Origin of the sequence: Martelella mediterranea DSM 17316 (assembly GCF_002043005.1) — a bacterium.
Taxonomy (GTDB): Bacteria; Pseudomonadota; Alphaproteobacteria; order Rhizobiales; family Rhizobiaceae; genus Martelella; species Martelella mediterranea.
This window is the reverse complement of the sequence record NZ_CP020330.1, coordinates 4,071,505-4,095,767: the sequence shown is the minus strand read 5'-3', so window position 1 is coordinate 4,095,767 and position 24,263 is coordinate 4,071,505. Positions and strand designations below refer to the sequence as shown.

The following is a 24,263-nucleotide window of genomic DNA, read 5'->3' as shown; positions in this document are numbered from 1 at the left end:
CAAGGGTTGAGAATGACCAGCATGCGGCAGGGCCGCATCACCGAGGTGGAGCAAGGAATATGAGCCTTCATGAGCGGCCCGATGGCGGCGAGAGCTATCTGACCCGAGGCGGCGTGGAGATCACGCGGACGCGGCGTTTCGTGCCCTATGACGACGCGATCTCCAGCTATATCGAGCGGCTGGATTCGCGCCGCGGGGCGGTGCTTTCCTCCAACTACGAATATCCGGGCCGCTACACCCGCTGGGATACCGCCGTGATCGATCCGCCGATGGCGATCTCCTGCAATGGCCGCAATGTCTGGCTCGAGGCCTTCAATGGCCGGGGCGAGGCGTTGCTCGAACTGATCCTGCCGGCGCTGGAAGCCCTCGATGCCGTCACAATCCTTTCCCGCGAGGCCCGCCGGATCGATCTCAAGGTCGCCGAGCCCGACCGCCAGTTCACCGAGGAGGAGCGCTCCAAGGCTCCGACCGTCTTCACTGTGCTTCGGGCGATCACCGACCTGTTCTTCTCCGAGGAGGATGCCAGCCTCGGCCTTTACGGCGCGTTTGGCTATGACCTCGCCTTCCAGTTCGACGCGGTTGACCTGAAGCTTGAACGCCCGGCCGACCAGCGCGACATGGTGCTCTACCTCCCCGACGAGGTGCTGATGGTCGACAACCATGCCGCCAAGGCCTGGATCGACCGCTATGATTTCGAAAAGGACGGCATCGCGACCGAGGGCAGGGACGGGACGATCGAGCCCGAGCCGTTCCGTCCCTCCAACAGCGTTCCGCCGAAAGGCGATCACCACAAGGGCGAATATGCCGAACTGGTCACCCGCGCCAAGGAGAGTTTCGTGCGCGGCGACCTGTTCGAGGTGGTGCCGGGCCAGCAGTTCATGGAGCGCTGCGCAAGCCAACCATCGGCGATCTCCAAGCGGCTGAAGGCCACCAATCCCTCGCCCTATTCCTTCTTCATCAATCTCGGCAATCAGGAATATCTGATCGGCGCCTCGCCGGAAATGTTCGTGCGGGTCACCGGCCGCCGGGTCGAGACCTGCCCGATCTCCGGCACGATCAAGCGCGGCGAGGACCCGATCGCCGATAGCCAGCAGATCCTGAAACTGCTCAATTCGCAGAAGGATGAGTCGGAACTGACGATGTGTTCCGATGTCGACCGTAACGACAAGAGCCGCGTCTGCGAGCCGGGCTCCGTCAAGGTCATCGGACGGCGTCAGATCGAGATGTATTCGCGCCTGATCCACACCGTCGACCATATCGAGGGTCGGCTGCGGGCCGATATGGACGCCTTCGATGCGTTTCTGAGTCACGCCTGGGCGGTCACCGTCACCGGCGCGCCGAAGCTCTGGGCGATGCGCTTCATCGAGAACAACGAGAAGAGCCCGCGCGCCTGGTATGGCGGCGCGATCGGCATGGTCGGCTTCAACGGCGACATGAACACCGGGCTGACGCTGCGCACCATCCGGGTCAAGCAGGGCGTGGCCGAGGTGCGCGCAGGCGCGACGCTGCTTTATGATTCCGATCCCCATGAGGAAGAAGCGGAGACCGAATTGAAGGCTTCAGCCATGTTGGCCGCGATCCGCGAGGCGGATGCGCAAACCCGCGCGCCCGCCGTGCGAGCCGTCGAGAAGGTCGGTAAGGGGCTCAAGATCCTGCTGGTCGATCACGAGGACAGCTTCGTCCACACGCTCGCCAATTATTTCCGCCAGACCGGCGCGGAGGTCGCGACCGTGCGGTCCCCCGTGGCCGACGAGACGTTCGACCGCGTCGGGCCCGATCTCGTGGTGCTTTCGCCCGGTCCCGGAATGCCGAAGGATTTCGATTGCAAGGCGACGATCAAGAAGGCGCGCGAACGCGGCCTGCCGATCTTCGGCGTGTGCCTGGGACTTCAGGCGCTGGCGGAAGCCTATGGCGGCACGCTCAGGCAGTTGGCGGTGCCGATGCATGGCAAACCGTCGCGCATCCGCATTCTCGAGCATGGTCGGCTTTACGATGGCCTGCCCAACGAGATCACCGTCGGTCGCTATCATTCGATCTTCGCCGATGCGGTGGCGCTGCCGACCGAGTTCGCGATTTCGGCCGAGACCGATGACGGCATCGTCATGGGCATAGAACATGTCAGCGAGCCGGTCGCCGCCGTCCAGTTCCATCCCGAATCGATCATGACGCTCGGCGGCGATGCCGGCATGCGCATCATCGAGAATGTCGTCGGTAAGCTCGTCGGCCATGCCGATGTTTCAGGCAGGAAAGCTGTCGGCTGAGACTTGCGGACGGGGGCGTGATTGAGTAGCAATGCGATGCGGGCCTTCTCCGGCCCGCTCTGCATTTGACCTTGGTGGTCTCGGAAAAAGTCTGCATTTTCACATCGTCATCGTGGAAACCTCCCGGTTTCCCGAACGATCGTGAACGCTATGGGAGCGCGCAATGAGCACAGGCCATGCCCATGGATCAAGCATGCCCCGCAAGCTTGCCATCGCCACCATCCCCCTCTCGCTCCTGGTGCTCGCGATCAAGCTTGCCGCCTGGCATCTGACCGGCTCGGTCGCCCTTCTGTCGGATGCGCTGGAATCGATCGTCAACGTCGTCGCCTCGGTCGCGGCCCTCGTCGCCATCATCTACGCCTCCAAGCCCGCCGATCACGATCACCAGTTCGGGCACCACAAGGCGGAATATATCTCGGCCGTCATCGAGGGCGTCGCGATCGTCGTGGCGGCGCTGCTGATCTTCAAGGAAGCGGCGGGCGAACTGCTTCACCCCACAATGCCGACCGATATCTATATCGGCCTCGGCGTCAATGTTGTCGCAAGCCTGATCAACGGCGTCTGGGCCTATGTGCTGATCCGCGCCGGGCGCGCGGCGCGTTCGCCGGCGCTGGTCGCCGATGGCAAGCATATCCGCACGGACGTCGTGACCTCGATCGGCGTCGTGATCGGGCTCGGGCTGGCGCTCGCCACCGGCTATCCGATCTTCGATCCGCTGCTCGCGCTCGCGGTCGGCGCGCACATTCTCTATGCGGGCTGGGGGCTGATCAAGGAATCGCTCGGCGGGCTGATGGATACGGCGCTCACCCAGGAAGAATCCGAAATGATCCGTCAGGCGATCATGGACAACGCCGCCGGTTCTTCCGGCGTTCACGACCTGCGCACCCGCAGGGCGGGCTCGGCGGCCTTCATCGATTTCCATCTGGTGGTGAGCGAGGACATGCCGGTAGGCGAAGCCCATGACATTTGCGACCGGCTGGAGGCGGCGATCAAGAAGGCGATCCCCGGCGCCTCGCTTGCCATTCATGTCGAGCCGGAAGGTGTAAAGCCGCACGGGGTGAGGGTGCGGCTTTCATGATGCCCGGTTCTATTCTGGGGCGGCCTTTCGGCGACCGCCCCGCACGCAGAGACTATTTCAGCGAACGCGGCTCGGCCTCCACCTCGTTGCCGGACTGACGCTCCAGCATCCAGCCCGGATATTCGCGCGGTAGCGCCGAGACGGCGTTGAGGCGTTCCATCTCCTCGGCGGTGAATTCCACCGCGGTCGAGGCGATGTTGTCCTCAAGCTGTTCCCTGCGCTTGGCGCCGACGATGACGCTGGTGACGGCCGTCTGGTGAAGCAGCCAGGCAAGCGCGATCTGCGCCACCGAGACGCCCTTGACGTTCGCGATCTCGCGCATCACGTCGATCGTCGCGAAGCCGCGTTCCTTGTCGACGGGCGGGAAGTCGAAGGCGACGCGGCGGCCTTCGCCATCTGTCTGGTTGTCGCGGTCATACTTGCCCGACAGGAAACCGCCGGCAAGCGGCGACCAGACCATCAGCCCCACGCCTTCCGATTTCAGCATCGGCACGATCTCGCGCTCGAGGTCGCGGCCGGCAATCGTGTAATAGGCCTGCAGTGACTGGAACGAGGCGAGGCCCTTGCGTTCGGAGATGCCGAGCGCCTTGGCGATCTGCCATGCCGCCCAGTTGGAAACGCCGATATAGCGGACATGGCCGTGGCGGACGAGTGTGTCGAGCGCCTCCAGCGTTTCCTCGACCGGCGTCGTGTTGTCGAAACCGTGGAGCTGGTAGAGGTCTATATGGTCGGTCTGCAGCCGGGCGAGGCTCTTCTTGACCTGCTCCATGATGTGATAGCGCGACGAGCCCCGGCTGTTCGGCCCTTCGCCCATGCCGCCGAAGACCTTGGTGGCGATGACGATTTCGTCGCGGGGAACGTTCAGGGTCTTCAGCGCCTGACCGGTGATTTCCTCCGACAGGCCTTCGGAATAGACATTGGCGGTATCGAGAAAATTGATGCCGGCGTCGAGAGCTGCGGAGACGAGTTCTTCGGAGGCCTTCTGGTCGAGTTGGCCGATGGCTGTCCAGAAGCCTTTGCCGCCAAAGGTCATGGTGCCGAGGCAGAGTTCGGAGACCTTGAGGCCGGAATTTCCAAGTCGATTGTAACGCAAGGGAGTGTCCTTTCGCGTATGCAGAGTGCCGCGGATGAGGGCGCGATGCTCGTCATGCGGCAGAATGGTTCAATGATGATTGGATTTGACAATGATAGCGTGGCCGTCGCCAGCTACCCCTTTCATGTGGGGTCGCCGAGGCCATTTTTCAAGAGCCGTCGCCGAATACGGGCTTCATCGCGGCGTTTGAAGGCGGGGTCATTGTATTGCCGGTTCATTGGCATTAAGTCGGGAAGGAACAATCCTGATTCCCGGAGTTGCAGATGAACGACGAAGAAGACGACAAGAAGACCGAAATGCCCCTGGGCAAGGAAGCCGAAGCCAATCTGTTCAAGTCGCGGTCGATCTTCATTTACGGCCCGATCACCCAGGAACTGGCGCAGCGGGTCTGCTCGCAGCTTGTCGCGATGGCGGCGGTTTCCGACGAGGATATCCGCGTCTTCGTGAATTCGCCGGGCGGGCATGTGGAATCGGGCGATTCGATCCACGACCTGGTCAAGTTCATCAAGCCGAGGGTGATCATGATCGGCTCGGGCTGGGTCGCCTCCGCCGGCGCGCTGATCTATGCCGCCGCGCCGAAGGAAGATCGCATCTGCCTGCCGAACACCCGCTTTCTGCTGCACCAGCCCTCCGGCGGCACCCGCGGCCCGGCCTCCGATATCGAAATCCAGGCCCGTGAGATCATCAAGATGAACGAGCGGCTGATCAAGATCTTCTCGAAGGCCACCGGCCAGCCCGAGGAAAAGATCGCCAAGGATATCGACCGCGATTACTGGCTGTCGGCCGAGGAAGCGATCGAATACGGCCTAGTCTCGCGTATCGTGACGAGCCAGAGCGACATCTGAGCATTTTGCCAGTGATGACAAAAGAGCGGGTCCGCATTTGACCGAAATGCGGACCCGCTCTTTTTTGTGCTGACGCCGCTTGTTCTATGCAGCAGGCGTCTCGGGTTTCTGCTCCGCCCACGTCAAAAGCGCGTCGAGCGCCGGACAGAGCGCCTGTCCCCAATCGGTAAGGCGATATTCCACCTTGGGCGGCACCTCCGGGTACACGACCCGGCGCACGATGCCGTCATTCTCCAGCGCGCGTAGCTGCTGGATCAGCATTTTCTGCGAGATGTCCGGGATCGCCCGTTCCAGCTCCGAAAACCGCATCACCCTGCCGCCGAACAGGTGGAACAGGATCACCAGTTTCCATCGCCCCTCCAGAAAGCGCAGCGCCGTTTCCACGCCTGCGGCGGCGGTCTGGCTCGTGTACTTACTTTTAGGTTCGTACCCCACTTTTTCGTCCGTACTTGTCATTCTTTCAGATTAGCCCACATTTTGCCGGTCCGCAACGAAACCAAGGAAAACCATCATGCGCGATTTACCCAAGGCGATCGCAACCTATCTGGCTACCGATCCCGGCGATACCGATACGGTCGCCCACTGCTTCACGGAAGATGCCACTGTGCGTGACGAAGGCAAGACCCATACGGGACGGGCCGCGATTAGCACATGGCGGGCGAAGACCGCGACGGAATATCAATATACCAGCACGCCGATTGCCGCCAGAAGCGAAGACGGCAGGCTTATCGTCACCGCCCATGTCGAAGGCAATTTCCCGGGCAGCCCGGTCGATCTGGATTATGCCTTTACCCTCAGGAATGATCTCATTCACACGCTGGAGATCAGCTGATGGGCGTGTTTGAGGGAAAGCGCGCGCTCGTGACCGGCGGCACGCGCGGGCTCGGCGCGGCGGTGGTCGCTCATCTCGCCGCGCGCGGCGCTGATGTGGTGACGACGGCCCGGTCGAAGCCGGAGGATGCGCCGGAAGGCGTCGCCTTTATCGCGGCCGATATTGCCACTGCCGAGGGCTGTGCGAGAGTGGCCGCCGAGACCATACGCCTTCTCGGCGGCCTCGATATCATCGTGCATGTCGCCGGCGGTTCGTCGGCGCCGGGCGGCGGTTTCGCCGCGTTGACCGACGACTTCTGGAGAAGCGAAATCGACCTGAACCTGATGCCCGCGGTGCGGCTCGACCGGCAGCTTGCCCCGCAACTCAGCCAGGGCGGCGTCATCGTGCACGTCACCTCGATCCAGCGACAACTGCCGCTGCCGGAATCGACCACGGCCTATGCCAGCGCCAAGGCCGCGCTTTCGACCTACAGCAAGAGCCTGTCGAAGGAATTGGCGCCCAAGGGTGTCCGGGTCGTGCGGGTTTCACCGGGCTGGATCGAGACCGAGGCCTCGGTGGCGCTCGCCGAGCGCATCGCCGAGAGTTCCGGCACGGACTACGAGGGCGCGAAGGCGATCATCATGAACGCGCTGGGCGGCATTCCACTCGGCCGGCCGGCCAAGCCCGAGGAGGTCGCCGGCGTTATCGGCTTTCTTGCTTCTCCCGCAGCCTCGGCGGTCACAGGCGTCGAATACGTCGTGGATGGCGGCACGGTGCCCACGGTCTGACACGAGGCCTGCCGGCGCATTTTTTTGAACCTCCTGCATATTTCGCGCGTTTAGAGAAACCTAAACAAGCCGTTAATCCTGAGTTCAGGTGACAGGATTTATGGTCGTCACATAGCGTACGAGGCCAATCCGGGCTTCGGCTTTAAAGAAAGAACGGGAGATGCAGATGTTAGATCGGGCAAAGAAAATGGTGGCCGCAGCGCTCGCCTCGATTGTCGTGGCGACAAGCGCCATCCCTGCTCAGTCCATGCCGATTTCCGTAAATCCGGCCGGCGCGGATGCACGAATCGAACGCGTCGATGGTCGGAACTGGAACGGCAATCGGGGCGACCGCAATTGGGATCGCCGTCATGGCTATGATCGCCGACCCGGCTATGATCGTCGCCATCAGGCCTATAATGGCAGGGGCGGTTACTATAACAGCAACCGCTACGACCGCTATCCGCCGGGCTACCGCCCGCCGCGCCCGGGTCCGGACTACCGCTGGGACAATAACGACAATGCCTGGGTTCCGCTCGCGGTCCTTGGCGCCGGCGCATTGATCATCGGCGGCGCGATCGCGGCGGGAAACAACAACCGTCCGCAGCAGACCAATGGGCTGAACCCCAAGCATTATGCCTGGTGCGAGAACCGTTATCGTTCCTACCGTACTTACGATAACACCTTCCAGCCCTATAACGGGCCGCGCCAGCAGTGCCTGTCGCCCTACTACTGAGTGCGGGTGATGGCGTGATTTCGAACCCCGGCGGGTTTCCGCCGGGGTTTTATTTTGCCCGGCTGAGAAGCGCGATCGCTTCCACGTGATGGGACCAGAGGAACTGGTCGATCGGAATGACCCGCTCGATCCGGTAGCCGCCATCCACGAGAAGCCGGAGATCCCGGGCAAGCGTGGCGGGGTTGCAGGAGACCGCGGCGATCTTGGAGACTTTCGAGCGGGCCAGTTCCTCGGCCTGTTCGCCCGCGCCGGCGCGCGGCGGGTCGAACACCGCGCCGTCGAAGCCCGCCAGTTCGCGTGCAAGCAAAGGGCGGCGGAAGAGGTCGCGCCGTTCGCTCGTCACCGTCTTCAGCCCCTGGCGGTTGCGCACCGCGATATCGAGCGCGGCGAGCGCCTTCGCGTCGAACTCGACGGCATGAACCTTCGATCTCGCGGCCAGCCGCAGGGCAAATGTGCCAAACCCGCTGAAGAGATCGGCGACATGTTTGGCGCTTTTCAGATGCGTTGCCACCAGCCCCGCCATCACCTCCTCGGCCTCTCGCGTCGCTTGGGCGAAACCGGAGGGCTGCGGGTTGACCGTGGTTCCGGCGATATTGAGGGCAGGGCGGACCGGTTCGACGATAATCTCGTCCTCATAGGTCAGGCGGGCGATGCCCTTTAACGCCATCACCGCGCGGGTTGCCGCCTGCCGGCGCTTTTCCGATGGCGGCTTGAGGCCCGAGAAACTGATGTCGAGGCCTGTTTCGGTTTCCAGGACGGCGATCCGGAACGGGTCGCTACCGCTTGCCAGAATGCCGGCCAGAAGGCGCAGGGCGGGCAGGCGGGAAAACAGCGCCGGCGACAGCACCGGACATTCCTCGATCTCCACGATGTGATGGCTTTCCGGGCTCGAAAAGCCGAGCACGATGCCGGCTTCGGTCTTGCGCGCCGAAAAGGTCGCCCGGCGGCGCTGGCCAGGGGCGGCCGTGACCAGCGGTTCGACCGGACAGTCGAGGCCGTGGGCGGAAAGCGCGTCGATCACGACCTGTCGCTTGAAGGCGTGGTAGGGCGCAGGTGCCAGATGCTGGAGCGAACATCCCCCGCAGGTGCCGTTCTTGCCGTCCGGCCCGAAATGCCGACAGGCGGGCTCGACGCGCTCGGCCGCAGGCTCCAGAAGCGCAAGCATCGCGCCAGAGGATTTCTGCCGGGCGATCGTGATGCGCTCTCCGGGCAGGACGAACGGCACGAAGACCGGGCCCGCAGGCGTCTGCGCTACGCCATCGCCCTTCGCGCCCAGCTTTTCAATGGTCACGGTTTCGGCCGCCATGGGATTTTATTCCTCTTTTATGCCGGGTTTGCGCCCGGCGAGCAGAAATTCGCGATTGCCGTCACCGCCCTCGATTGGCGAGGGCGCGATACCGAGACTGCGCCAGCCCATCTCCCCAGTGAGCCATTGCTCAAGCCGGGCGGCGATAACAGGTCCGAGCGCCGGGTCCTTCAGCAGGCCCTTCTTGCCGATATTGTCCTTGCCCGCCTCGAATTGCGGTTTCACCAGCAGGACGCAGATCGCGCCGGGGTCGGCAAGTTCCAACGCCGGCGGCAAGGCGAGCCTCAGCGAGATGAAGGAGACATCGGAGACGACCCAGTGCACCGGCCCGCCTGCGATATCCTCGCGGCTGAGGTTGCGGGCGTTCAAGCCCTCGATATTGGTGACGCGCGGATCGTCAGCGATCCGGCTCGCCATCTGGCCGTGGCCGACATCGATGGCGGTGACATGACGCGCGCCGCGCTCCAGCAGAACCTGCGTGAACCCGCCGGTCGAAGCGCCGATATCGAGCGCATGCGCGCCTTCCGGCGACAATGCGAAATGATCGAGCGCCGCCGAAAGCTTCAGCGCGGCGCGGGAGACATAATGTTCGGCCGGGTCGTCAATCGCGATCACGGCATCCGGACTTACCATTGCGCCGGGCTTTGTTACCGTTTTGCCGTTGACCGTCACCGCCCCGCGCGCGATCGCGTCGCGGGCCCGCGAACGGGTCTCGAAACGGTTCAGCGCGACCAGCAACTGGTCAAGGCGCATGGGGGTAGCGGGAGCGGTCATGGCCGCTCCATGGACGCTTTTGGCGGCCGGCGCAAGATAATCTCTTGAAACGACGCATCGTGCTTTCCGAAAAACGCAATCGATTTTCGGGCCGATGCGCTCAGCCGACCGTGCCGGTGGAAACGCCGTGGCGGCCGAGCGCGCGGAACACGGTTTCCACGATGCCATCGCGATCAAGGCCGGCCTTGGCATACATATCCTCGGGCTTGGCCTGTTCCATCCAGATATCCGGCAGCACCATCTGGCGAACGCGCAGGCCGTGATCGAGCAGACCCTCATTGGCCAGGAACTGGACCACATGAGCGCCGAACCCGCCGACCGCGCCTTCCTCGATCGTCACCAGCACTTCGTGATGGGCGGCAAGCTGGCGGATCAGGTCGTGGTCGAGGGGTTTGGCGAAACGGGCGTCGGCAACCGTGGTTGAAAGGCCGGCGGCGTTCAGAACCGTCGCCGCCTCGCGACATTCGCCCAATCTGGTGCCGAAGGACAGCAGCGCCACCTTCGAGCCTTCGGAAATGATCCGGCCCTTGCCGATTTCGAGTATCTCGCCGCGTTCCGGCAGCACCACGCCGGTGCCTTCGCCGCGGGGATAGCGGAACGAGATCGGGCCCTCGTCATAGGCGGCGGCGGTGCGCACCATATGCATCAGCTCGGCCTCGTCGCCGGCGGCCATCACCACGAAGCCGGGCAGGGTGGCGAGATAGGTCGTGTCGAAGGAGCCTGCATGGGTCGGCCCGTCTGCGCCGACGAAGCCGGCGCGGTCGATCGGGAAGCGCACCGGCAGGCCCTGGATCGCGACATCGTGGACCACCTGGTCGTAGCCGCGCTGCAGGAAGGTCGAATAGAGCGCGCAGAACGGCTTGATGCCCTCGCTTGCAAGCCCTGCCGCAAAGGTCACGGCGTGCTGTTCGGCGATGCCGACATCGAAAATCCGGTTCGGATAGATTTCCTCGAACTTGTCGAGTCCGGTGCCGGACGGCATGGCGGCGGTGATCGCCACCACATCCTTGTCGTTGCGGGCTTCCTCGATCAGCGCCTTGGCGAATACGGAAGTATAGCTCGGGGCATTCGGCTTGGCTTTCGCCTGATGGCCGGTGACCACATCGAAACGGCTCACGGCGTGCAGCTTGTCGGACGCAGCTTCGGCCGGCGCATAGCCCTTGCCCTTCTGGGTCACGACATGGATCAGCACCGGGCCGCGGGCATTGTCGCGGGCATTGCGCAGCACCGGCAGGAGGTGATCAAAGGAGTGACCGTCGATCGGGCCGATGTGGTAGAAGCCGAGTTCCTCGAACATGGTGCCGCCGGTGACATAGCCGCGGGCATGGCCGACGGCGCGCGAGATCGCGCTTTCGATCGACTTGCCGAGATAGGAGGTCAGCCGCTTGCCGAAATCGCGGACCTCAAGATAGGTCTTGCCGGAGGCGAGCCGCGCCAGATAGGCGCTCATCGCCCCGGTCGGCCGCGCAATCGACATGTCGTTGTCGTTCAAGATCACGATCTGGCGCGCGCCGAGCGCGCCGGCATTGTTGAGCGCCTCATAGGCCATGCCGGCCGACATCGCGCCGTCGCCGATGACGGAGATCACGTTGCGCGGCCTGTCCTGAAGCTTGGAGGCGACCGCCATGCCGAGACCGGCGGAAATCGAGGTGGAGGAGTGGCCCGCGCCGAAGGGGTCGTATTCGCTTTCGGCGCGGCGGGTGAAGCCGGAAATGCCGTTTTCCTGCCGCAGCGTCGACATCCGCTCGCGCCGTCCGGTCAGGATCTTGTGGGGGTAGCACTGGTGGCCGACATCGAAGATCAGCCGGTCATCGGGCGTGTTGAACACCTTGTGGATCGCGATCGTCAGTTCGACCACACCAAGGCCTGCACCAAGATGCCCGCCGGTGCGCGAGACGGACGAAATCATCTCAGCGCGGACTTCCTCGGCAAGCTGCGGCAGGTCGCGGTCGTGGATTGCGCGAAGGTCCTCGGGCAGCCTGATCCGGTCGAGAATGGAGGTTTTTGACGGTAGCGTCACTGTGGAGCCTCATACGCCCTGAAAGACGTTGTTCCTGCCTGAAGCATCTGCGGCACAAGCCGGAAATGTTCTCTTTTCTTGTCTTCACGCGTGACGGGCCGGAAAACCGGCAGCCATCTGGACGCGCCCTAAATCGTTTCTAGCGAATTTCAGCGTTCGGGCAAAGGAACAAATTCCTTCTCGTCTCCCGGCACCAGTCCGAACCGGCCCTGCCGCCAGTCTTCCTTTGCCTGTTCTATCCGTTCCTTCGAGGAGGACACGAAATTCCACCAGATATGGCGCGGCTTTTCCAACGCCTCTCCGCCAAAAAGCATGAGGCGGCATCCGTGTTCCCCCGCTCCCTCGATTGTGATCGGGTCATTGGGGGCAAGCACCAGCAATTGCTCGGCATCAAACACGTCGCCGGCAACGCCCAACTGGCCTTCAAGGATATAGATCGCGCGTTCCTCATGCTCTGCCGGAAACGAGAGCCGGGCGCCGGGGCGCAGTGCGATATCGGCCAGAAGCGTATCAGTGTGGGTCTTCACATCGGCCTTCATCCCGCAGAAATGGCCGAGCACGAGGCGTCCGCTGACGCCGGTCTCCGAAATGGTCGGAAGCGCGTTCTTCTCGGTGTGGCCGAAGCTCGGATCAATCTCCTCGTCGCGTTCCGGAAGGGCGAGCCAGGTCTGGACGCCGGACAGCGCATGCGGGCGCAGGCGCAGGTCGTCGGGCGTGCGCTCGGAGTGGACAATGCCGCGCCCCGCCGTCATCAGGTTGACGTCGCCGGGGCGGATGACGGTGTGGTTGCCGAGCGTGTCGCGGTGGCCGATCTCGCCGGAGGTCAGGTAGGTGACGGTCGAAAGCCCGATATGGGGATGCGGCTTGACGTCCAACGCCTCGCCATGACCGCCGAAACGGGCCGGGCCCATGCGATCGAAGAAGATGAAAGGGCCGACGAGCCGGCGCTTGATTGTCGGCAGCGCGCGCCGCACCTCGAAGCCGCCGATATCGCTGGTGCGAGGAATTATGAGCTGTGTGACGGCATTGCAGCTTTCGGCATCTCCGAATTCGGGGTCCTTGCCGGGAAAAAACGACATGTCCGATACTCCGGGCGCCGGTGTGCGCCGATCTCTATTGTGGGTCCAGCGGTTCCGTTCCTGCCGGCTTGCCATCGCGGTCAAGGCGGATCTTCTCGACCCGGGCCTCGGCCGCGCTCAGCAGCTTTTCGCAATGCTTCTTCAGGGCCTCGCCGCGTTCATAGATCTTGATGGATTCTTCCAGCGCGACGTCGCCGCGTTCCAGCCGCGCAACGATCGATTCGAGTTCCTCGACGGCGCGCTCGAAGCTGAGGCCGGTCACATCGGTCGGTTTCGTTGCTTCCGTCATGGTCTGGCCTCTCCGATCATCGCGTTTCGTTCCGGCAAGGTAATGCGCCCCGGCGCGATTGCAAGTCAAGCGGGGCGCTTGCTAACCATTATACCAAGGACCGATGATTAGGACCCATATGATGCGCGCTGGAATGGCCATCCGAGTAGGAAAACACCGCAGAGCGATGCTTGAGCATCGCGCGAGGATTTTGACGCTCTCGGGGGCCATTCCAGCCGCACCCTGAAAGGGCCGGGCGCTTTTGAAAGCCCGCGTCGTTGAAAGTCCTCGCCGTAGCTATGGCTACGACTGCGGTTTTCGCCTAGCCGGCTTTCAAAATCGCTCCGGTCATATGGGTTCTAATCATCGGTCCTTGGTATTAGATAACCATATCATGGCGTTTGACTTGGAAAGGTTCTATAGAGTGCTGAGCTTTTTCGCATTGCAGCGCATTTGCGTGCTTGCGAGAAGCCGGTGAAAACGTGCGTAACGGCGCCTCTTGCGCCGGGAAGGTGTGGCCGATGGATGAGCTTCATCCTGAAAGAACGGAACTTCGCGTTCCCTATCGCGATATCGACATGCACGGGCGCATGCACACCGCCGCCTATATCGAGCATGCCGAGGAAGCTCTTGCGCGGTTCTGGCAGTATCGTCCGGAAGTGGAGAACGAGCCCGCCTATGTGGTCCGCAAGGTCGGCTGCACGTTTTACCGCGGGCTGAAGAACGGCGAGACCGCGGATCTGGTTGTGCGCGCGGCCAAGATCGGCGGCAAGTCGATCGGCTTCAATGTCGCGGTGCAGTCCGGCAATCACATCGCCGCCGAGGTCGAACTGCTGTGGACGGCGGTCAATCGGGTGAACGGCGAACCGGCCCCGCTGCCGGAAGCGACGCGGGACTGGCTGTTTTCGTTTCTCGATTAGCGCGAGACCGGCTGACACCTCCGCGCTTGAGAAATCAGGCCTCGTTCGAGAGGCTCTTCGGCAGCAGCGGATAACCGACCATCACCGCGCGCGCTGCCAGCGCCGCCAGTACCGCCTTGATGATATCGCCCGGAATGAAGCCCATGGAGCCTGCGACTGCGGGGGAAATGCCCATGCCGATGCCATAGGCAAGCCAGGCGATCCCGAAGAAATAGACGACCACGATGCCGCCGGCGAAGGCCGCGATGAAGAAGCCGAAGGTCTGGCGCAGCGCATGATCGGTTTCGGCCGCATATTCGGCAAGCGCGCCTGCGACATAGGCCGCCGGCAGCCAGCCGATGAGGAAGCCCGCCGTCGGAGCGGCGAAACTGCCGAGGCCGCCGCGCCCGCCGGCAAGCACGGGAAGGCCGATCGCGACCAGCACGAACACCACCAGCACCGCCGCCGCGCCGCGCCTGCGCCCGAGGATCAGACCGGCGAGCATCACGCCGAGCGTCTGCGCGGTGATCGGCACGGGAATGAAGGCGAGCGGTATGGCCGGCAGCAGGCCGAGCGCCACGATGATGGCCGCGAAAAGCGACACCAGAACCAGATCACGCGAGTTCATTTGACGTTCCTTCTGTCTTCTCCGCGAATGCCGCGGGCATCGATGGCGTCGGCGATACTGTCGGCATCGCGCAGGGTCAAGATGATCAGCGGGACAATCGCGCCCCGCGGGCGAAACCGTATCCCCCGGGCCCGGTGGGCATCGCGGATCGCGCCATAGCGGGAGAGAATATCCGGCACGAAGCGGATGACAAGCCCGACCGCCAGCCCGATATCGGCCGCGCGCACCAGCCCGGTCTTCTCGAGCGGCCGGGCGGCGCGCGTGATCGTGTCGATAAAGTCCGGCACGGAGGTCGCTGCCGTGATGGCGGCGGCCGCCAGCATCAGCGCCGAAAGCCTGAGCACGGAGACCAGCGCCTGCTCCCAGGGATTGAAGATCAGGCTGAAGCCGCCGACGAGCAGGACGGCGAGCGCCATCGGCACCAGCCGGGCCAGAGCCGGACGCAGTCTGATCGGCAAAGTGAAATAGGCAAATGCCGCGACGGCGGCGAAACCGGCCAGCCCCCAAAGGTTTGCCGTGAAGAACACGGCGAGCGAAAAGATGACCAGCCCGCCAAGCTTCACGCCCGGGGCCATGCGGTGGAGAATACTGTCTGCTTCGACATAGAGCGATTGCATCAGCGGTTCATCGCCTCGTATCGCACGATCACATCTTCCGGCGCGCCGTCTCCGGCAAGTCGCCCCTCGTGAAACAGCAGGACCCGCTCGAAACCACCCAGAATGGATAGATCGTGGGAGATGATGATGACATCCTCGTCAAGCGCCGCGATCGTATCGGCGACGCGGCGGCGGTTCTTGAGGTCGAGCTGGTTGGTCGGCTCGTCGAGGATCACCAGCGAGGGGCAGGTGGCGAGCACGGCGGCAAGGGCGGCAAGCTGAAGTTCCCCGCCGGAAAGCTCATGGGAGCGGCGTCTGGCGAGGTGGGCGATGCCGAGGCGAGCGAGCGCCTCCTGCGCACGTTCGGCGATCTCCGCCTTGGCAACGCCGCGCGCCTTCAGCCCCAGTTCGATATCGTCCTGAAGGATCGGCAGGATGATCTGGTTCTGCGGCGACTGGAACACGAAGCCCGCATCCGCCATCACCGCTTGCGTTTCGGAAACAGTATCGCGGCCGTTGACCGCGACAGCGCCGGTCGTGGGCTGGGTCAGGCCGTTGATCAACCGCGCGAAGGTGGTCTTGCCGGAGCCGTTGAGGCCGATCACGCCGACCCTGCGGCCGGTCAGCGTCAGCGTCAGCGGATGAAGCGCCACCCGGCCTTCATGCGTGACACCGGCCTCAATGAATTCGATCTGCAATCTCGCCCCCGGACATTTTTTCCTCTTATAGGCATGAAAGTCCGGTTCCGGAAGGGTCGTTCCCGCTGCTGCACAGGTTGCCGGGACGTCGCGTCAGGGCGGCGCAGATAGGATGTTCTTATTTTGTCCGAATCGGATTAGCCTCGCGCCATGACCATCACGATCTCCAACGCCGATGCCCGGCGCATCTTCCTCGCCCGACAGGGGCTCTCCATTCCGCCCGGCAGGGCGATGGACAAGGCCGGGCTTCTCGATCTGATCGAGACGATCGGCTTCGTGCAGGTGGACTCGATCCGCACGGTCGAGCGCGCCCATGACCTGATCCTGTTTTCGCGCAACCAGACCTTTCGCCGCGAGCATCTCACGGCGCTTCTGGAACGCGACCGGGCGTTGTTCGAGCACTGGACCCATGATGCCTCCATCATTCCGACGACGTTCTATCCCTATTGGAAACACCGTTTCCGGCGCGAGGAGGAGCGTCTGCAGGAGCGCTGGCGCAAATGGCACGGGGAGGACTTTGCCGCCGCGTTCGAGCACACCTATGAACAGGTGCGGGCGAACGGCCCGATCTTCGCCCGAGAGCTGAAGCAGGAGGATCACGTCTCCGGCGGCTGGTGGAACTGGCATCCAGCCAAGACCGCGCTGGAATATCACTGGCGCACCGGCCATTTCGCGATCTGCCACAGGCATAATTTCCAGAAGGCCTACGATCTGGCCGAGCGGGTGGTCCCGGACCAATACCGTTTGGACGAGGTCGATCACGCGGAATTCGTCGACTGGGCCTGCCGTGCCGCGCTTTCTCGCCTCGGCTTTGCGACCTCCGGCGAGATCGCCGCCTTTTTCGCGGTCATCACGCCGCAGGAGGCCAAGGCTTGGGTGGATGCCAATGCGGGCCAACTCGTCGAGGTGCAGGTGGAAACCGTCGACGGCGGCAGGCCGCGCGCGGCGGTGGCGCTTGCCGAGGAGATGCCGGTTCTGTTCGACGTGCCGGAACCGCCCTCGCGGGTGCGCGTCTTGAGCCCGTTCGATCCGCTGCTGCGCGACCGGGCGCGGGCGGAACGGCTGTTCGGCTTTTCCTATCGCATCGAGGTCTTCGTGCCGGAGCCGAAGCGGCAATACGGCTATTACGTCTTTCCGCTGATCGAGGGCGACCGCATGATCGGACGGATCGACATGAAGGCCGATCGCAAGCGTTCCTCGCTCGATGTCCGCAGGTTGTGGCTGGAGCCGGGCGTGCGCGCCTCCTCGGGCCGTCTGGAAAAGCTGGACGCCGAGCTTGCGCGCCTCGCCCGTTTCACCGGTGTCGATAAGGTCGACTACCTGCCGGGTTGGCGGGACGAGGCTATCTGATCTCGACCGTCGCGGTGAAGCTGGTGCCGACGAGGCGAATCGTCTTGATCGGCAGGTCCATGTCGATCGCGCCGGCCTTGTGCTTCAGCCTTTGAATGATAGCGTCGATGCCGCGCGCCTCCGGCCGGTCGTCATAGCCAAGCTCGGCGGACAGAACCGCGCGGCTGACCGGATTGCCGCCGCCATCGGCAAGCAGTTTCAGGAAATCGAGCTCCCGGCCGGTAAGCTCGATCCGGGTGCCATTGGGCGCGGTCAGCGTGTAGCCGACCGTATCGAGCTTCCAGGGGGCTAACGCAACGGAGGTCTTTTCGGAGAGGCGACGCGCCAGATTGTTGACCGCCAGAAGCAGTTCATCGCCATCAACCGGTTTCGTCAGATAGAGATCGGCGCCGGCGCTATAGCCGCTGATACGGTCCTCGCGGCCGGCACGGGCCGTCAGCATGACGATGCCCACGCCTTCGGTTTCCTTGGCAAGTTCCTCGGCAAGTTCGAAACCGCTGATATCGGGCAGGTTGACGTCGATGATGGCGACATCGAACTTCTGTTTTCGCAACGCCCGGTAAAATTCGAGCCCGGAACTCGCTTCCGTCACCGTGTTGCCCCGCATCGTCAGGTAGTCGGCGAAGCTCTGCCGCAAATCCCGCTCATCCTCCACGAGAAGAATGCGGATTCCGTGTGCGTCGTCTTCTGCCTGTTGTGTCTGGCCAGCCATTGTGTGATGGGGCTCCCCTTGAGCGAGATGTGATGAGGCATGCGTCGGGACATATTTAATGTACGGCTTTGCTGACATGTCAAAGCCTGCCGTCAGGATCAAGCGGCCCGCAGTTGGATTTGCTTCAGTTTCCAGATCGGTGCGTCATGTTTCGTTACATTGTATTACTTTATTTCCTGGATCGTGGGCAGCATTGGCGTTGTTTATATTTGATGCGGGTAAATATTTATTTTAGCATGAACAAAGTGCCGGGGACGCTGCCGGCGGTTTCAGCGGTTTCGGATCGGGGGTCACATGAAAAAGTTTCTGGAAATGGTCGTCGTCGCGGCAATATGGGCGCTGCCGGCTGCGGCATTCGCGGGCTCCAATGTTGCGGTTGCCTATAGCAGCTCCACCCAGGATGTCGGCTTTGCCGAAGCGGACTCCGAATCGGCGGCCAGCGACAAGGCGATGTCGGAATGCGGCAAGGGCGGCGCCGGCGACTGCGAGATTGCCTTTTCGGGAGCGGATATGTGCGTTTCGCTCGCGCGGGCGACGAGCAGGGCCGCGATGGGAATCGGCGCCGGTTCCAGCAGGCAGGCCTCCCAGGATGAGGCCATGGCAAAATGCGCCGAGGGTGGCGCGGAAGGCTGCAACATTCACGACACCTACTGCGCGCCGTCGAACCTCGAATAACAGCGGTGATCAGGTTTTCGTCCGGCGCTCGGGGCGATTTCGCCTTGACGCAACGCGCCTCATCATTGCTTGGCTATAATGGCCACAACGGCAGCGAGGCCGGGGCGCATGCCGCCTTCGCTGCGCCGCCGGCGTCTCGTTGAGGCGATGCTCCGGCGAAGCCGGATATGAGGGAGAAAATCGCGTTTGCGCAATCAATGCCGTCTTCTGTTCTGCGTGCTTCCGGTGCTTGTCGCCGCGATGCTTGCGGCCGTCGGTCCGGCGCGCGCCGATGTGATATCCGAACCGGAGTTCGCGATTTTTACCGATCCTTCAGCGACTTTGACGCTGGCTGATATTATCGGAGGCGACGCCGACTTCAGACCGGTGAAAGACAGCGGGATACCGGCTCAGTTTACCAGGGATGCGGTTTGGCTGCGCATCACGGTCACCTCGCAAAAGGCGATGCCGGCGGTCATGGCGCTGACTCCGACCTTCGTCGAGTTCGTGGACGTCTATGCAGCCGATGAACGCCCCCGCCTGTCGGTGGTGGATTTCGCCCATTTCGGTCTGGGCGCGGGCCGGCCGCTCTCCGATGACGCCTTGTCCGGTTTCGAGGATGCGGTGGCGCTCGAATTCGGCGCCGGCATTGCGAAGGTGATCTATATCCGCGCTGCCTCTCCCAATGTCATGATGATGTTGAATGTGCGGTTCTATCAGCCCAGGGACTATCTGATGCACAAGGCGCTGGTCTCCACGGTCGGTGGCGCCGTGATCGGATGCATGGCGCTGCTGCTTGTCACCCAGCTCATGCTCTATCGCTCTGATCCCGATCCGCTCTATCTGTTTCTGGCGCTCAGCACGATCTCGGCGGCAGCCTATCATATCGGCAGTCTCGGTTATGCGCGGCTGCTGTTTTCCGAGGGCGGCAGAGGCAATGATCTGTTTCTGGCCTTCTTTTCGTCCTTCGGCCTGTTGGCCGGCGCGATGACGACGATGCGGGCGTTCGACCTCACCAGTCCGCGCCACTGGATGTATTGGGTCTGCGTCATCTCCGGCGCAGTCGGCCTTGTTTCCACACTTTCGATTTTCGTCGGACTCAACCTCTACACAGCGCCGGTGCGCAATATCTTCATACTGGCCTGCGTCACGCTTGCGGCCATCTACGGGTTGGTGACGATCAGGCCGGGAGACTGGGCAAGTTATCTGCGCGCCGCCGCCTTCCTGGTGCTGTGGGTCGGAATGACGGTGATGCTGCTCTATTACTGGAATGTGCCGGGCCTGCCGGACTGGGCCTCCAAGGGCTACGCCATAGCCTGCCTGCTGGAGGCGCTGCTCCTCACTGCCATGCTGAGCTGGCGTCTCAGAGCCGCCCATCGCCTCAATTCGGCCCTGCAGGAAGAAGCGCTCCAGGCCGCCCGCAGCGCCGGGCAGCGGGCGGCTGAAATGGTCCAAATACGCACCGCCGAACTCGCAGAGGCAAAACGCACCGCCGAGGCCGCGCTTGAAGCCGAGCTTCAGCAGCAGAAAAACCAGGTCCGTTTCATGGAGGTGATCTCGCACCAGTATCGCACGCCGCTCGCCTCGATCCGGTCCAGCGTCGATACGATGGAGCTCGGGCTCAGGGACGATGACAAGGCCAACCATCTGCGGATCGCGCGGATACGGCGCGGCATCGCCCGTCTGGTCGAAGTGCTGGAAATCAATCTGGAGCGCAGCCGGGTGCAAGGCCTGGCGCTGGAGCCTGAGGCAACCCCCACGCCTGTCAGCACGATCGTGCTCGATGCCGCCCGCAGAAGCCGGGACCTGATGCCGGATGCCACCATTACCGTGGATATCATGGAGGATGCGGTCGGGGCGGAGATCTGCGTCGATGCCGATATGGTCAATCTGGCGCTGGTCAATCTTCTCGAAAATGCGGTGAAGTATTCGGGGCCGACCGGCAATGGATCGGTCATGCTGTCCGTCGAGATTGTCGGCGGCAATGTCCGGATCGCCGTTGAGGATCAGGGAATAGGCATTCCGAGCGACGAAATCGGCAAGGTGCTGCAGGCCAGGGTGCGCGGTTCCAATACAAGCAGGATAAAGGGCACCGGCATGGGGCTGTCGCTGGTGTCGCGCATCGCCACCGCCCACGCCGCCGCCATTGATATCGAAAGCGTGGAAGGCGGGGGAACGATCGTTATGCTTTCCTTTCCGGTCGCTCAGGCCGGAGAGAGCCTGGAAAGCCGCGCGTAGTAATTCTCCAGTCGTTCGCCGAGCGGCACCTGGTATCGGGGTTGCCAGCTCAGCACGTAATAGGCGGCGGCATCGGGCAGGCTGAAGCGATCGCCCATCAGGAATTTCTTATCGCCCAGTTCCCTGTCAAGCTGCGAAAGCCCCCGCTCGATGGCCTGGCGACCCATCGCCTTGACCTCGTCCTGCGCCTCGGGCGAGCCCGCGAAAGCCGTTGGCCGCTGCACCAACGCCGTGCCGCGCATATGGATCGACGAGACGATGAAATCGAGCAGCTCCAGCGCTCTTGCCTCGCCATCGGGGTCCGTCGGCAGCAGTTCGGCCTCGGGATATTTGCGGGCGAGCCAGAAGGCGATCGCCGGAAACTCGGTCAGAAGCCTGCCGTCGTCGCGCAGGAGCGCGGGAACCTTGCCCTTCGGATTGATCGCGAGATAGTCGGGCTGGCGCTGATCGCCTTTCCTCACGTCGAGCTCGTGAATTTCGTAAGGTACGCCGATGATGTCGAGGAGCAGAACGATCCCGTCGGAACAGGCGCCGGGCGCGTGGAACAGCTTCATGGATATCTCCCGAAAGGCTCAGTGATCGTGATGATCATGGCTGCAATATTCGTGATGCACCGGCGGCTTGCCAAGGCTTTCGCGCATGTCCTTCATCTGTTCGAAGAAGGGGATGGGCACGCGGGTGGGCCGGACCGGGGCATTGTCGAAATCGTCATACAGCGTTCGCAGCGTCACGACAACGCGTTCCGCGTCGTTCCAGTCGCGATATTCGCCGAGATCGATCTTGTAGGCGGCATCGAGATAGTCCACGCCCTGCTCGTAGAACGGCCGGGCCTTCTCTGTGATGTCGAGCAGGTAATCGCGCATCTTGCGCACGTCTTCCTTGGTGGACAGCGGGCCGTGGCCGGCGACGATGATCTCGACGTCCATGTCGAGCACCATGTTGCAGACATTGATCCAGCGGGCGATCGGGCCGTACCAGGCGATCGGCGTGCCGGCGGAAAACAGGATGTCGCCGGTGTAGAGAACCTTGTCCTCCGGCACGTAGATCAGCGCGTCGCCCAGCGAATGGGAGGGGCCGACCTCGATCAACTCCACCGTCTTGTTGCCGACCTTGATCGTCATCCGATCCTTGAAGGTCTCGGTCGGCGGCGTCAGTTCGATGCCGGAGAAATCGAACGGGCGGAAGCATTCGGCCATGAACTCCCCGGAGCGGCCGAACTTCTTCGGATCGTTTTGCACCGCAAGCAGAACCTTGGGGTCGAAGCGGTTGAAATCGCTGACCGTGCCCTCGGTGCCGATGATGCGCGCACCCTTGACCAACTGGTTGCCGAAGGTGTGGTCGCCATCGGCATGGGTGTTGACCAGGATGCCGATCTTTTCCGACGCCGGCACGGCGTTGCGCATCTCGGCCAGCATGTCGCCGGTACACTTCAGGTCGAACAGCGTATCGACAAGCAGGGTGGCCTCGCCGTCGGCGATCAGACCGGCATTGGACCAGCCCCACGAACCGTCCGGCACCAGATAGCCCCAGCAGCCATTGCCGAGATCGTGCAGTCCCTTGGTGTATTTCCATTTGGTCATAGGTCTTCTCCCTAAAGCAGTGCGGTGGCGATGGCCGGGAACAGGAACACCAGCGCGAGCACGAACAGCATCATCAGCGCGAACGGGGCCGCGCCGCGGAAGATCTGCCCGAGCGTGATGTCGCTGTCCGGACCGAGCGTTGATTTGATGACGTAGACGGCGATGCCGAAGGGCGGCGTCAGGAGGCCGATTTCGACGGCAAGGATGGCGATCACGCCGAGCCAGATCAGGTCGACGCCGAGCCCGTTCAGGATCGGGACCGCGATCGGCAGCACCAGAAGCATGATCGAGGAACTGTCGAGAATGGTGCCGAGCAGCACCATGACAACGACCATGGCCAGCACCACGCCCTCGGTCGAGAACCCGGCTTCCAGCACCGTGCGGCCCAGCCAGCCCGGCATGCCGGTAAAGGCGAGCATGCGCGAATAGAGGCTGGCGCCGATGATCAGGAAACAGATCGAGGCCGTGGTGTGGCCGGTCTGGACCAGAACCTGCCAGAAATCGCGCCAGTTGAGGCGGCGCTTGACGATCGCGATCGCCAGCGCGCCGGCAGCGCCCGCGCCGCCCGCCTCCGTCGGCGTGAACAGGCCGCCATAGATGCCGCCGAGCACGAGGGCCACAAGGGCTGCGATCGGCAGCAGCTTGGCGGCGATCTCGCCCCAGCCCATATGCGGCGCGTCGAATTCCTGCGCCATCTGGCCGCCGACGAAACCGGGTCTCAGATGCGCCATGGCGACGATGCCGATGCTGTAGGTGACAGCCAGCAGCAGACCGGGCAGGACGCCGGCGATGAACAGCGAGCCGACCGATTGCTCCGTCAGGATGCCGTAGAGGATGAACAGCAGCGATGGCGGGATCAGCATGCCAAGCACCGAGGAGCCGGCCACCACGCCGACCGAGAATTCGGGCGTATAGCCTCTGGCGCGCATCTCCGGCACGGCGACCTTCGTGAACACGGCAGCCGACGCGATCGATATGCCGGTGATGGCCGCGAACACGGCGTTTGCCGCCACGGTCGCAACCCCGAGCCCGCCGCGAATGCGCCGGAAGGCCTGTTGCGCGACATCGAACGTGTCGCGGCCCATGCCGGAGATCGAGACCACCAGCCCCATCAGTACGAACAGCGGCACCACGCCGAAAAGTTGGTCGGTGATCGAATCCTTGAAGGCGACCACCAGCATGTTGGCGGCAAGATCGAAATTGTCCTTCAGCACCCACACGCCGATGAAGCTGACGAGGATCAGCGCGATCGCGACATGCAGCCCGGCATAGATCAGCACCAGCATCAGGGCGGCCGAGCCGAGTGCGATTTCCACGCCGCTCATACGGCCTCTCCCCTCAGCGCGGCGACCGAGTTCGCCAGGAATTGCAGGATGGTCGCCGCCATGCCGATGCTCATCAGCCCGTAAAGCGGCCATGTCGGTATCTGGAAGAAGCCGGGATTGCCCATGAAATGCCGCTCCGGCCTGTCCCAGGCGCTGAGGAATGACGGCAGGAAATGCCAGAGCGCGATCGCCAGAATGGCAGCGCCGGCGAAATTGTAGAGCGCCAGCAGGAAGCCTTTCAGCCGAGGGCTGTGGCGCTCTGCGACGATCAGCAGCAGATCGGACCGGGTCAGCGATCCGCTGCGCAGCGTGTGGGCCAATTGCAGGAACACGATGCCGACGATGGAAAAGGCCACCATTTCGGCAACGCCCGCGATCGGTGCGTTGAAGACACCGCGCATGATGATGTCGGCGCAGATCAGCAACATCAGGCCGAGGATCCAGACCGAGCCGAGGGCGTTGAGCCCGGCGACAACGGGGCCAAGCAGCTGGCCCGGCCGGCCGCGTGCATTTGCCATGATTTTCTCCAGATTGGTCTTTGGACG

General features: G+C 63.1%; 25 protein-coding genes. 10 read left to right on the top strand and 15 right to left on the bottom strand.

Features of this window, described 5'->3' with window-relative positions:
* The first annotated feature begins 59 nt into the window (after positions 1 to 59).
* The gene (locus Mame_RS19095) at positions 60 to 2,261 is read left to right on the top strand and encodes an anthranilate synthase (protein ID WP_018065444.1); all 2,202 of its coding nucleotides are present in this window, start codon (positions 60 to 62) and stop codon (positions 2,259 to 2,261) included.
* A 163-nt stretch (positions 2,262 to 2,424) separates the two neighbouring features.
* A complete protein-coding gene (locus Mame_RS19090) occupies positions 2,425 to 3,339 on the top strand; it encodes a cation diffusion facilitator family transporter (protein WP_033410405.1) in 915 nt (304 codons plus the stop codon).
* Positions 3,340 to 3,391: 52 nt separating this feature from the next.
* Here the strand turns inward: Mame_RS19090 and Mame_RS19085 are convergent, their stop codons facing one another.
* Complete coding sequence (locus Mame_RS19085) at positions 3,392 to 4,432, bottom strand: aldo/keto reductase (protein ID WP_018065442.1); 1,041 nt, start codon at positions 4,430 to 4,432, stop codon at positions 3,392 to 3,394.
* 263 nt (positions 4,433 to 4,695) lie between these two features.
* Here Mame_RS19085 and Mame_RS19080 point away from each other — a divergent pair, with 263 nt between their 5' ends.
* Complete coding sequence (locus Mame_RS19080; protein ID WP_018065441.1) at positions 4,696 to 5,277, top strand: ATP-dependent Clp protease proteolytic subunit; 582 nt, start codon at positions 4,696 to 4,698, stop codon at positions 5,275 to 5,277.
* An 84-nt stretch (positions 5,278 to 5,361) separates the two neighbouring features.
* Here Mame_RS19080 and Mame_RS19075 read toward each other — a convergent pair whose 3' ends face one another.
* Positions 5,362 to 5,733 carry a winged helix-turn-helix transcriptional regulator gene (locus Mame_RS19075; protein WP_018065440.1) on the bottom strand — a complete coding sequence of 124 codons (372 nt, stop codon included), beginning with the start codon at positions 5,731 to 5,733 and terminating at the stop codon, positions 5,362 to 5,364.
* Positions 5,734 to 5,788: 55 nt separating this feature from the next.
* Here Mame_RS19075 and Mame_RS19070 point away from each other — a divergent pair, with 55 nt between their 5' ends.
* The 3 genes from Mame_RS19070 to Mame_RS19060 all read left to right on the top strand — a co-directional run bounded on the left by Mame_RS19070 (position 5,789) and on the right by Mame_RS19060 (position 7,591).
* The gene (locus Mame_RS19070) at positions 5,789 to 6,109 is read left to right on the top strand and encodes a nuclear transport factor 2 family protein (RefSeq protein WP_018065439.1); all 321 of its coding nucleotides are present in this window, start codon (positions 5,789 to 5,791) and stop codon (positions 6,107 to 6,109) included.
* Positions 6,109 to 6,876: an SDR family oxidoreductase gene (locus tag Mame_RS19065; protein WP_018065438.1), complete on the top strand. Its 768-nt coding sequence runs from the start codon at positions 6,109 to 6,111 to the stop codon at positions 6,874 to 6,876. The genes Mame_RS19070 and Mame_RS19065 overlap by 1 nt, the downstream gene beginning before the upstream one ends.
* 166 nt (positions 6,877 to 7,042) lie before the next feature.
* Positions 7,043 to 7,591 carry a BA14K family protein gene (locus Mame_RS19060; RefSeq protein ID WP_026173583.1) on the top strand — a complete coding sequence of 183 codons (549 nt, stop codon included), beginning with the start codon at positions 7,043 to 7,045 and terminating at the stop codon, positions 7,589 to 7,591.
* A 49-nt stretch (positions 7,592 to 7,640) separates the two neighbouring features.
* On the opposite strand, the gene Mame_RS19055 is transcribed toward Mame_RS19060, so the two are convergent.
* The 5 genes from Mame_RS19055 to Mame_RS19035 form a co-directional block, all read right to left on the bottom strand.
* A complete protein-coding gene (locus Mame_RS19055; RefSeq protein WP_018065436.1) occupies positions 7,641 to 8,897 on the bottom strand; it encodes a class I SAM-dependent RNA methyltransferase in 1,257 nt (418 codons plus the stop codon).
* Positions 8,898 to 8,903: 6 nt separating this feature from the next.
* Positions 8,904 to 9,671, bottom strand: coding sequence for a TlyA family RNA methyltransferase (locus tag Mame_RS19050; protein ID WP_033410401.1), 768 nt, complete (start codon positions 9,669 to 9,671; stop codon positions 8,904 to 8,906).
* Positions 9,672 to 9,771: 100 nt separating this feature from the next.
* Positions 9,772 to 11,691, bottom strand: coding sequence for a 1-deoxy-D-xylulose-5-phosphate synthase (dxs, locus tag Mame_RS19045; RefSeq protein ID WP_018065434.1), 1,920 nt, complete (start codon positions 11,689 to 11,691; stop codon positions 9,772 to 9,774).
* Positions 11,692 to 11,840: 149 nt separating this feature from the next.
* Complete coding sequence (locus Mame_RS19040) at positions 11,841 to 12,770, bottom strand: pirin family protein (RefSeq protein ID WP_018065433.1); 930 nt, start codon at positions 12,768 to 12,770, stop codon at positions 11,841 to 11,843.
* 34 nt (positions 12,771 to 12,804) lie between these two features.
* Entirely contained in the window at positions 12,805 to 13,059 is a 255-nt protein-coding gene (locus Mame_RS19035; protein ID WP_018065432.1) for an exodeoxyribonuclease VII small subunit, read from the bottom strand.
* 500 nt (positions 13,060 to 13,559) lie between these two features.
* Here Mame_RS19035 and Mame_RS19030 point away from each other — a divergent pair, with 500 nt between their 5' ends.
* On the top strand, positions 13,560 to 13,958 hold the full coding sequence (locus tag Mame_RS19030; protein ID WP_018065431.1) for an acyl-CoA thioesterase: 399 nt from the start codon (positions 13,560 to 13,562) through the stop codon (positions 13,956 to 13,958).
* Positions 13,959 to 13,992: 34 nt separating this feature from the next.
* Here the strand turns inward: Mame_RS19030 and Mame_RS19025 are convergent, their stop codons facing one another.
* Genes Mame_RS19025 through Mame_RS19015 form a run of 3 tightly spaced genes read right to left on the bottom strand, consistent with a single transcriptional unit; the run spans position 13,993 to position 15,859 of the window.
* Positions 13,993 to 14,565 carry a biotin transporter BioY gene (locus Mame_RS19025; protein WP_018065430.1) on the bottom strand — a complete coding sequence of 191 codons (573 nt, stop codon included), beginning with the start codon at positions 14,563 to 14,565 and terminating at the stop codon, positions 13,993 to 13,995.
* Positions 14,562 to 15,182, bottom strand: coding sequence for an energy-coupling factor transporter transmembrane component T family protein (locus tag Mame_RS19020; RefSeq protein WP_018065429.1), 621 nt, complete (start codon positions 15,180 to 15,182; stop codon positions 14,562 to 14,564). The genes Mame_RS19025 and Mame_RS19020 overlap by 4 nt, the downstream gene beginning before the upstream one ends.
* Positions 15,182 to 15,859 (bottom strand): energy-coupling factor ABC transporter ATP-binding protein, encoded by a 678-nt coding sequence (locus tag Mame_RS19015; protein WP_018065428.1) that lies wholly within the window; start codon positions 15,857 to 15,859, stop codon positions 15,182 to 15,184. The genes Mame_RS19020 and Mame_RS19015 overlap by 1 nt, the downstream gene beginning before the upstream one ends.
* Before the next feature lie 150 nt (positions 15,860 to 16,009).
* Between Mame_RS19015 and Mame_RS19010 the strand changes: the two genes are divergently transcribed.
* The gene (locus Mame_RS19010) at positions 16,010 to 17,209 is read left to right on the top strand and encodes a winged helix-turn-helix domain-containing protein (protein WP_018065427.1); all 1,200 of its coding nucleotides are present in this window, start codon (positions 16,010 to 16,012) and stop codon (positions 17,207 to 17,209) included.
* Here Mame_RS19010 and Mame_RS19005 read toward each other — a convergent pair.
* On the bottom strand, positions 17,202 to 17,921 hold the full coding sequence (locus tag Mame_RS19005) for a response regulator transcription factor (RefSeq protein ID WP_162141090.1): 720 nt from the start codon (positions 17,919 to 17,921) through the stop codon (positions 17,202 to 17,204). The genes Mame_RS19010 and Mame_RS19005 overlap by 8 nt on opposite strands.
* Positions 17,922 to 18,215: 294 nt before the next feature.
* On the opposite strand from Mame_RS19005, the gene Mame_RS19000 reads away from it, so the two are divergent.
* Entirely contained in the window at positions 18,216 to 18,596 is a 381-nt protein-coding gene (locus Mame_RS19000) for a DUF4189 domain-containing protein (RefSeq protein WP_155122150.1), read from the top strand.
* Positions 18,597 to 18,782: 186 nt separating this feature from the next.
* Positions 18,783 to 20,813 (top strand): sensor histidine kinase, encoded by a 2,031-nt coding sequence (locus tag Mame_RS18995; RefSeq protein ID WP_018065424.1) that lies wholly within the window; start codon positions 18,783 to 18,785, stop codon positions 20,811 to 20,813.
* Here Mame_RS18995 and Mame_RS18990 read toward each other — a convergent pair.
* The 4 genes from Mame_RS18990 to Mame_RS18975 are packed head-to-tail and all read right to left on the bottom strand — an operon-like array spanning position 20,780 to position 24,236.
* Positions 20,780 to 21,367, bottom strand: coding sequence for a glutathione S-transferase family protein (locus Mame_RS18990; RefSeq protein ID WP_018065423.1), 588 nt, complete (start codon positions 21,365 to 21,367; stop codon positions 20,780 to 20,782). The genes Mame_RS18995 and Mame_RS18990 overlap by 34 nt on opposite strands.
* Positions 21,368 to 21,385: 18 nt before the next feature.
* Positions 21,386 to 22,393, bottom strand: a complete 1,008-nt coding sequence (locus tag Mame_RS18985; protein WP_018065422.1) for an MBL fold metallo-hydrolase — start codon at positions 22,391 to 22,393, stop codon at positions 21,386 to 21,388.
* Positions 22,394 to 22,404: 11 nt separating this feature from the next.
* Positions 22,405 to 23,718 (bottom strand): TRAP transporter large permease, encoded by a 1,314-nt coding sequence (locus tag Mame_RS18980; RefSeq protein ID WP_018065421.1) that lies wholly within the window; start codon positions 23,716 to 23,718, stop codon positions 22,405 to 22,407.
* Entirely contained in the window at positions 23,715 to 24,236 is a 522-nt protein-coding gene (locus Mame_RS18975) for a TRAP transporter small permease subunit (protein WP_018065420.1), read from the bottom strand. Before Mame_RS18975 ends, Mame_RS18980 begins: the two co-directional genes overlap by 4 nt.
* Between the last annotated feature and the right edge of the window lie 27 nt (positions 24,237 to 24,263).

What these genes read in the sequence shown, in the direction of transcription:
- Mame_RS19095 (WP_018065444.1), top strand. Translation starts at nt 60, where the DNA reads ATGAGCCTTCATGAGCGGCCCGATGGCGGCGAGAGCTATCTGACCCGA.
- Mame_RS19090 (WP_033410405.1), top strand. Translation starts at nt 2,425, where the DNA reads ATGAGCACAGGCCATGCCCATGGATCAAGCATGCCCCGCAAGCTTGCC.
- Mame_RS19080 (WP_018065441.1), top strand. Translation starts at nt 4,696, where the DNA reads ATGAACGACGAAGAAGACGACAAGAAGACCGAAATGCCCCTGGGCAAG.
- Mame_RS19075 (WP_018065440.1), bottom strand. Translation starts at nt 5,733, where the DNA reads ATGACAAGTACGGACGAAAAAGTGGGGTACGAACCTAAAAGTAAGTAC.
- Mame_RS19070 (WP_018065439.1), top strand. Translation starts at nt 5,789, where the DNA reads ATGCGCGATTTACCCAAGGCGATCGCAACCTATCTGGCTACCGATCCC.
- Mame_RS19065 (WP_018065438.1), top strand. Translation starts at nt 6,109, where the DNA reads ATGGGCGTGTTTGAGGGAAAGCGCGCGCTCGTGACCGGCGGCACGCGC.
- Mame_RS19060 (WP_026173583.1), top strand. Translation starts at nt 7,043, where the DNA reads ATGTTAGATCGGGCAAAGAAAATGGTGGCCGCAGCGCTCGCCTCGATT.
- Mame_RS19055 (WP_018065436.1), bottom strand. Translation starts at nt 8,897, where the DNA reads ATGGCGGCCGAAACCGTGACCATTGAAAAGCTGGGCGCGAAGGGCGAT.
- Mame_RS19050 (WP_033410401.1), bottom strand. Translation starts at nt 9,671, where the DNA reads ATGACCGCTCCCGCTACCCCCATGCGCCTTGACCAGTTGCTGGTCGCG.
- Mame_RS19040 (WP_018065433.1), bottom strand. Translation starts at nt 12,770, where the DNA reads ATGTCGTTTTTTCCCGGCAAGGACCCCGAATTCGGAGATGCCGAAAGC.
- Mame_RS19035 (WP_018065432.1), bottom strand. Translation starts at nt 13,059, where the DNA reads ATGACGGAAGCAACGAAACCGACCGATGTGACCGGCCTCAGCTTCGAG.
- Mame_RS19030 (WP_018065431.1), top strand. Translation starts at nt 13,560, where the DNA reads ATGGATGAGCTTCATCCTGAAAGAACGGAACTTCGCGTTCCCTATCGC.
- Mame_RS19025 (WP_018065430.1), bottom strand. Translation starts at nt 14,565, where the DNA reads ATGAACTCGCGTGATCTGGTTCTGGTGTCGCTTTTCGCGGCCATCATC.
- Mame_RS19020 (WP_018065429.1), bottom strand. Translation starts at nt 15,182, where the DNA reads ATGCAATCGCTCTATGTCGAAGCAGACAGTATTCTCCACCGCATGGCC.
- Mame_RS19010 (WP_018065427.1), top strand. Translation starts at nt 16,010, where the DNA reads ATGACCATCACGATCTCCAACGCCGATGCCCGGCGCATCTTCCTCGCC.
- Mame_RS19005 (WP_162141090.1), bottom strand. Translation starts at nt 17,921, where the DNA reads ATGGCTGGCCAGACACAACAGGCAGAAGACGACGCACACGGAATCCGC.
- Mame_RS19000 (WP_155122150.1), top strand. Translation starts at nt 18,216, where the DNA reads ATGAAAAAGTTTCTGGAAATGGTCGTCGTCGCGGCAATATGGGCGCTG.
- Mame_RS18990 (WP_018065423.1), bottom strand. Translation starts at nt 21,367, where the DNA reads ATGAAGCTGTTCCACGCGCCCGGCGCCTGTTCCGACGGGATCGTTCTG.
- Mame_RS18985 (WP_018065422.1), bottom strand. Translation starts at nt 22,393, where the DNA reads ATGACCAAATGGAAATACACCAAGGGACTGCACGATCTCGGCAATGGC.
- Mame_RS18980 (WP_018065421.1), bottom strand. Translation starts at nt 23,718, where the DNA reads ATGAGCGGCGTGGAAATCGCACTCGGCTCGGCCGCCCTGATGCTGGTG.
- Mame_RS18975 (WP_018065420.1), bottom strand. Translation starts at nt 24,236, where the DNA reads ATGGCAAATGCACGCGGCCGGCCGGGCCAGCTGCTTGGCCCCGTTGTC.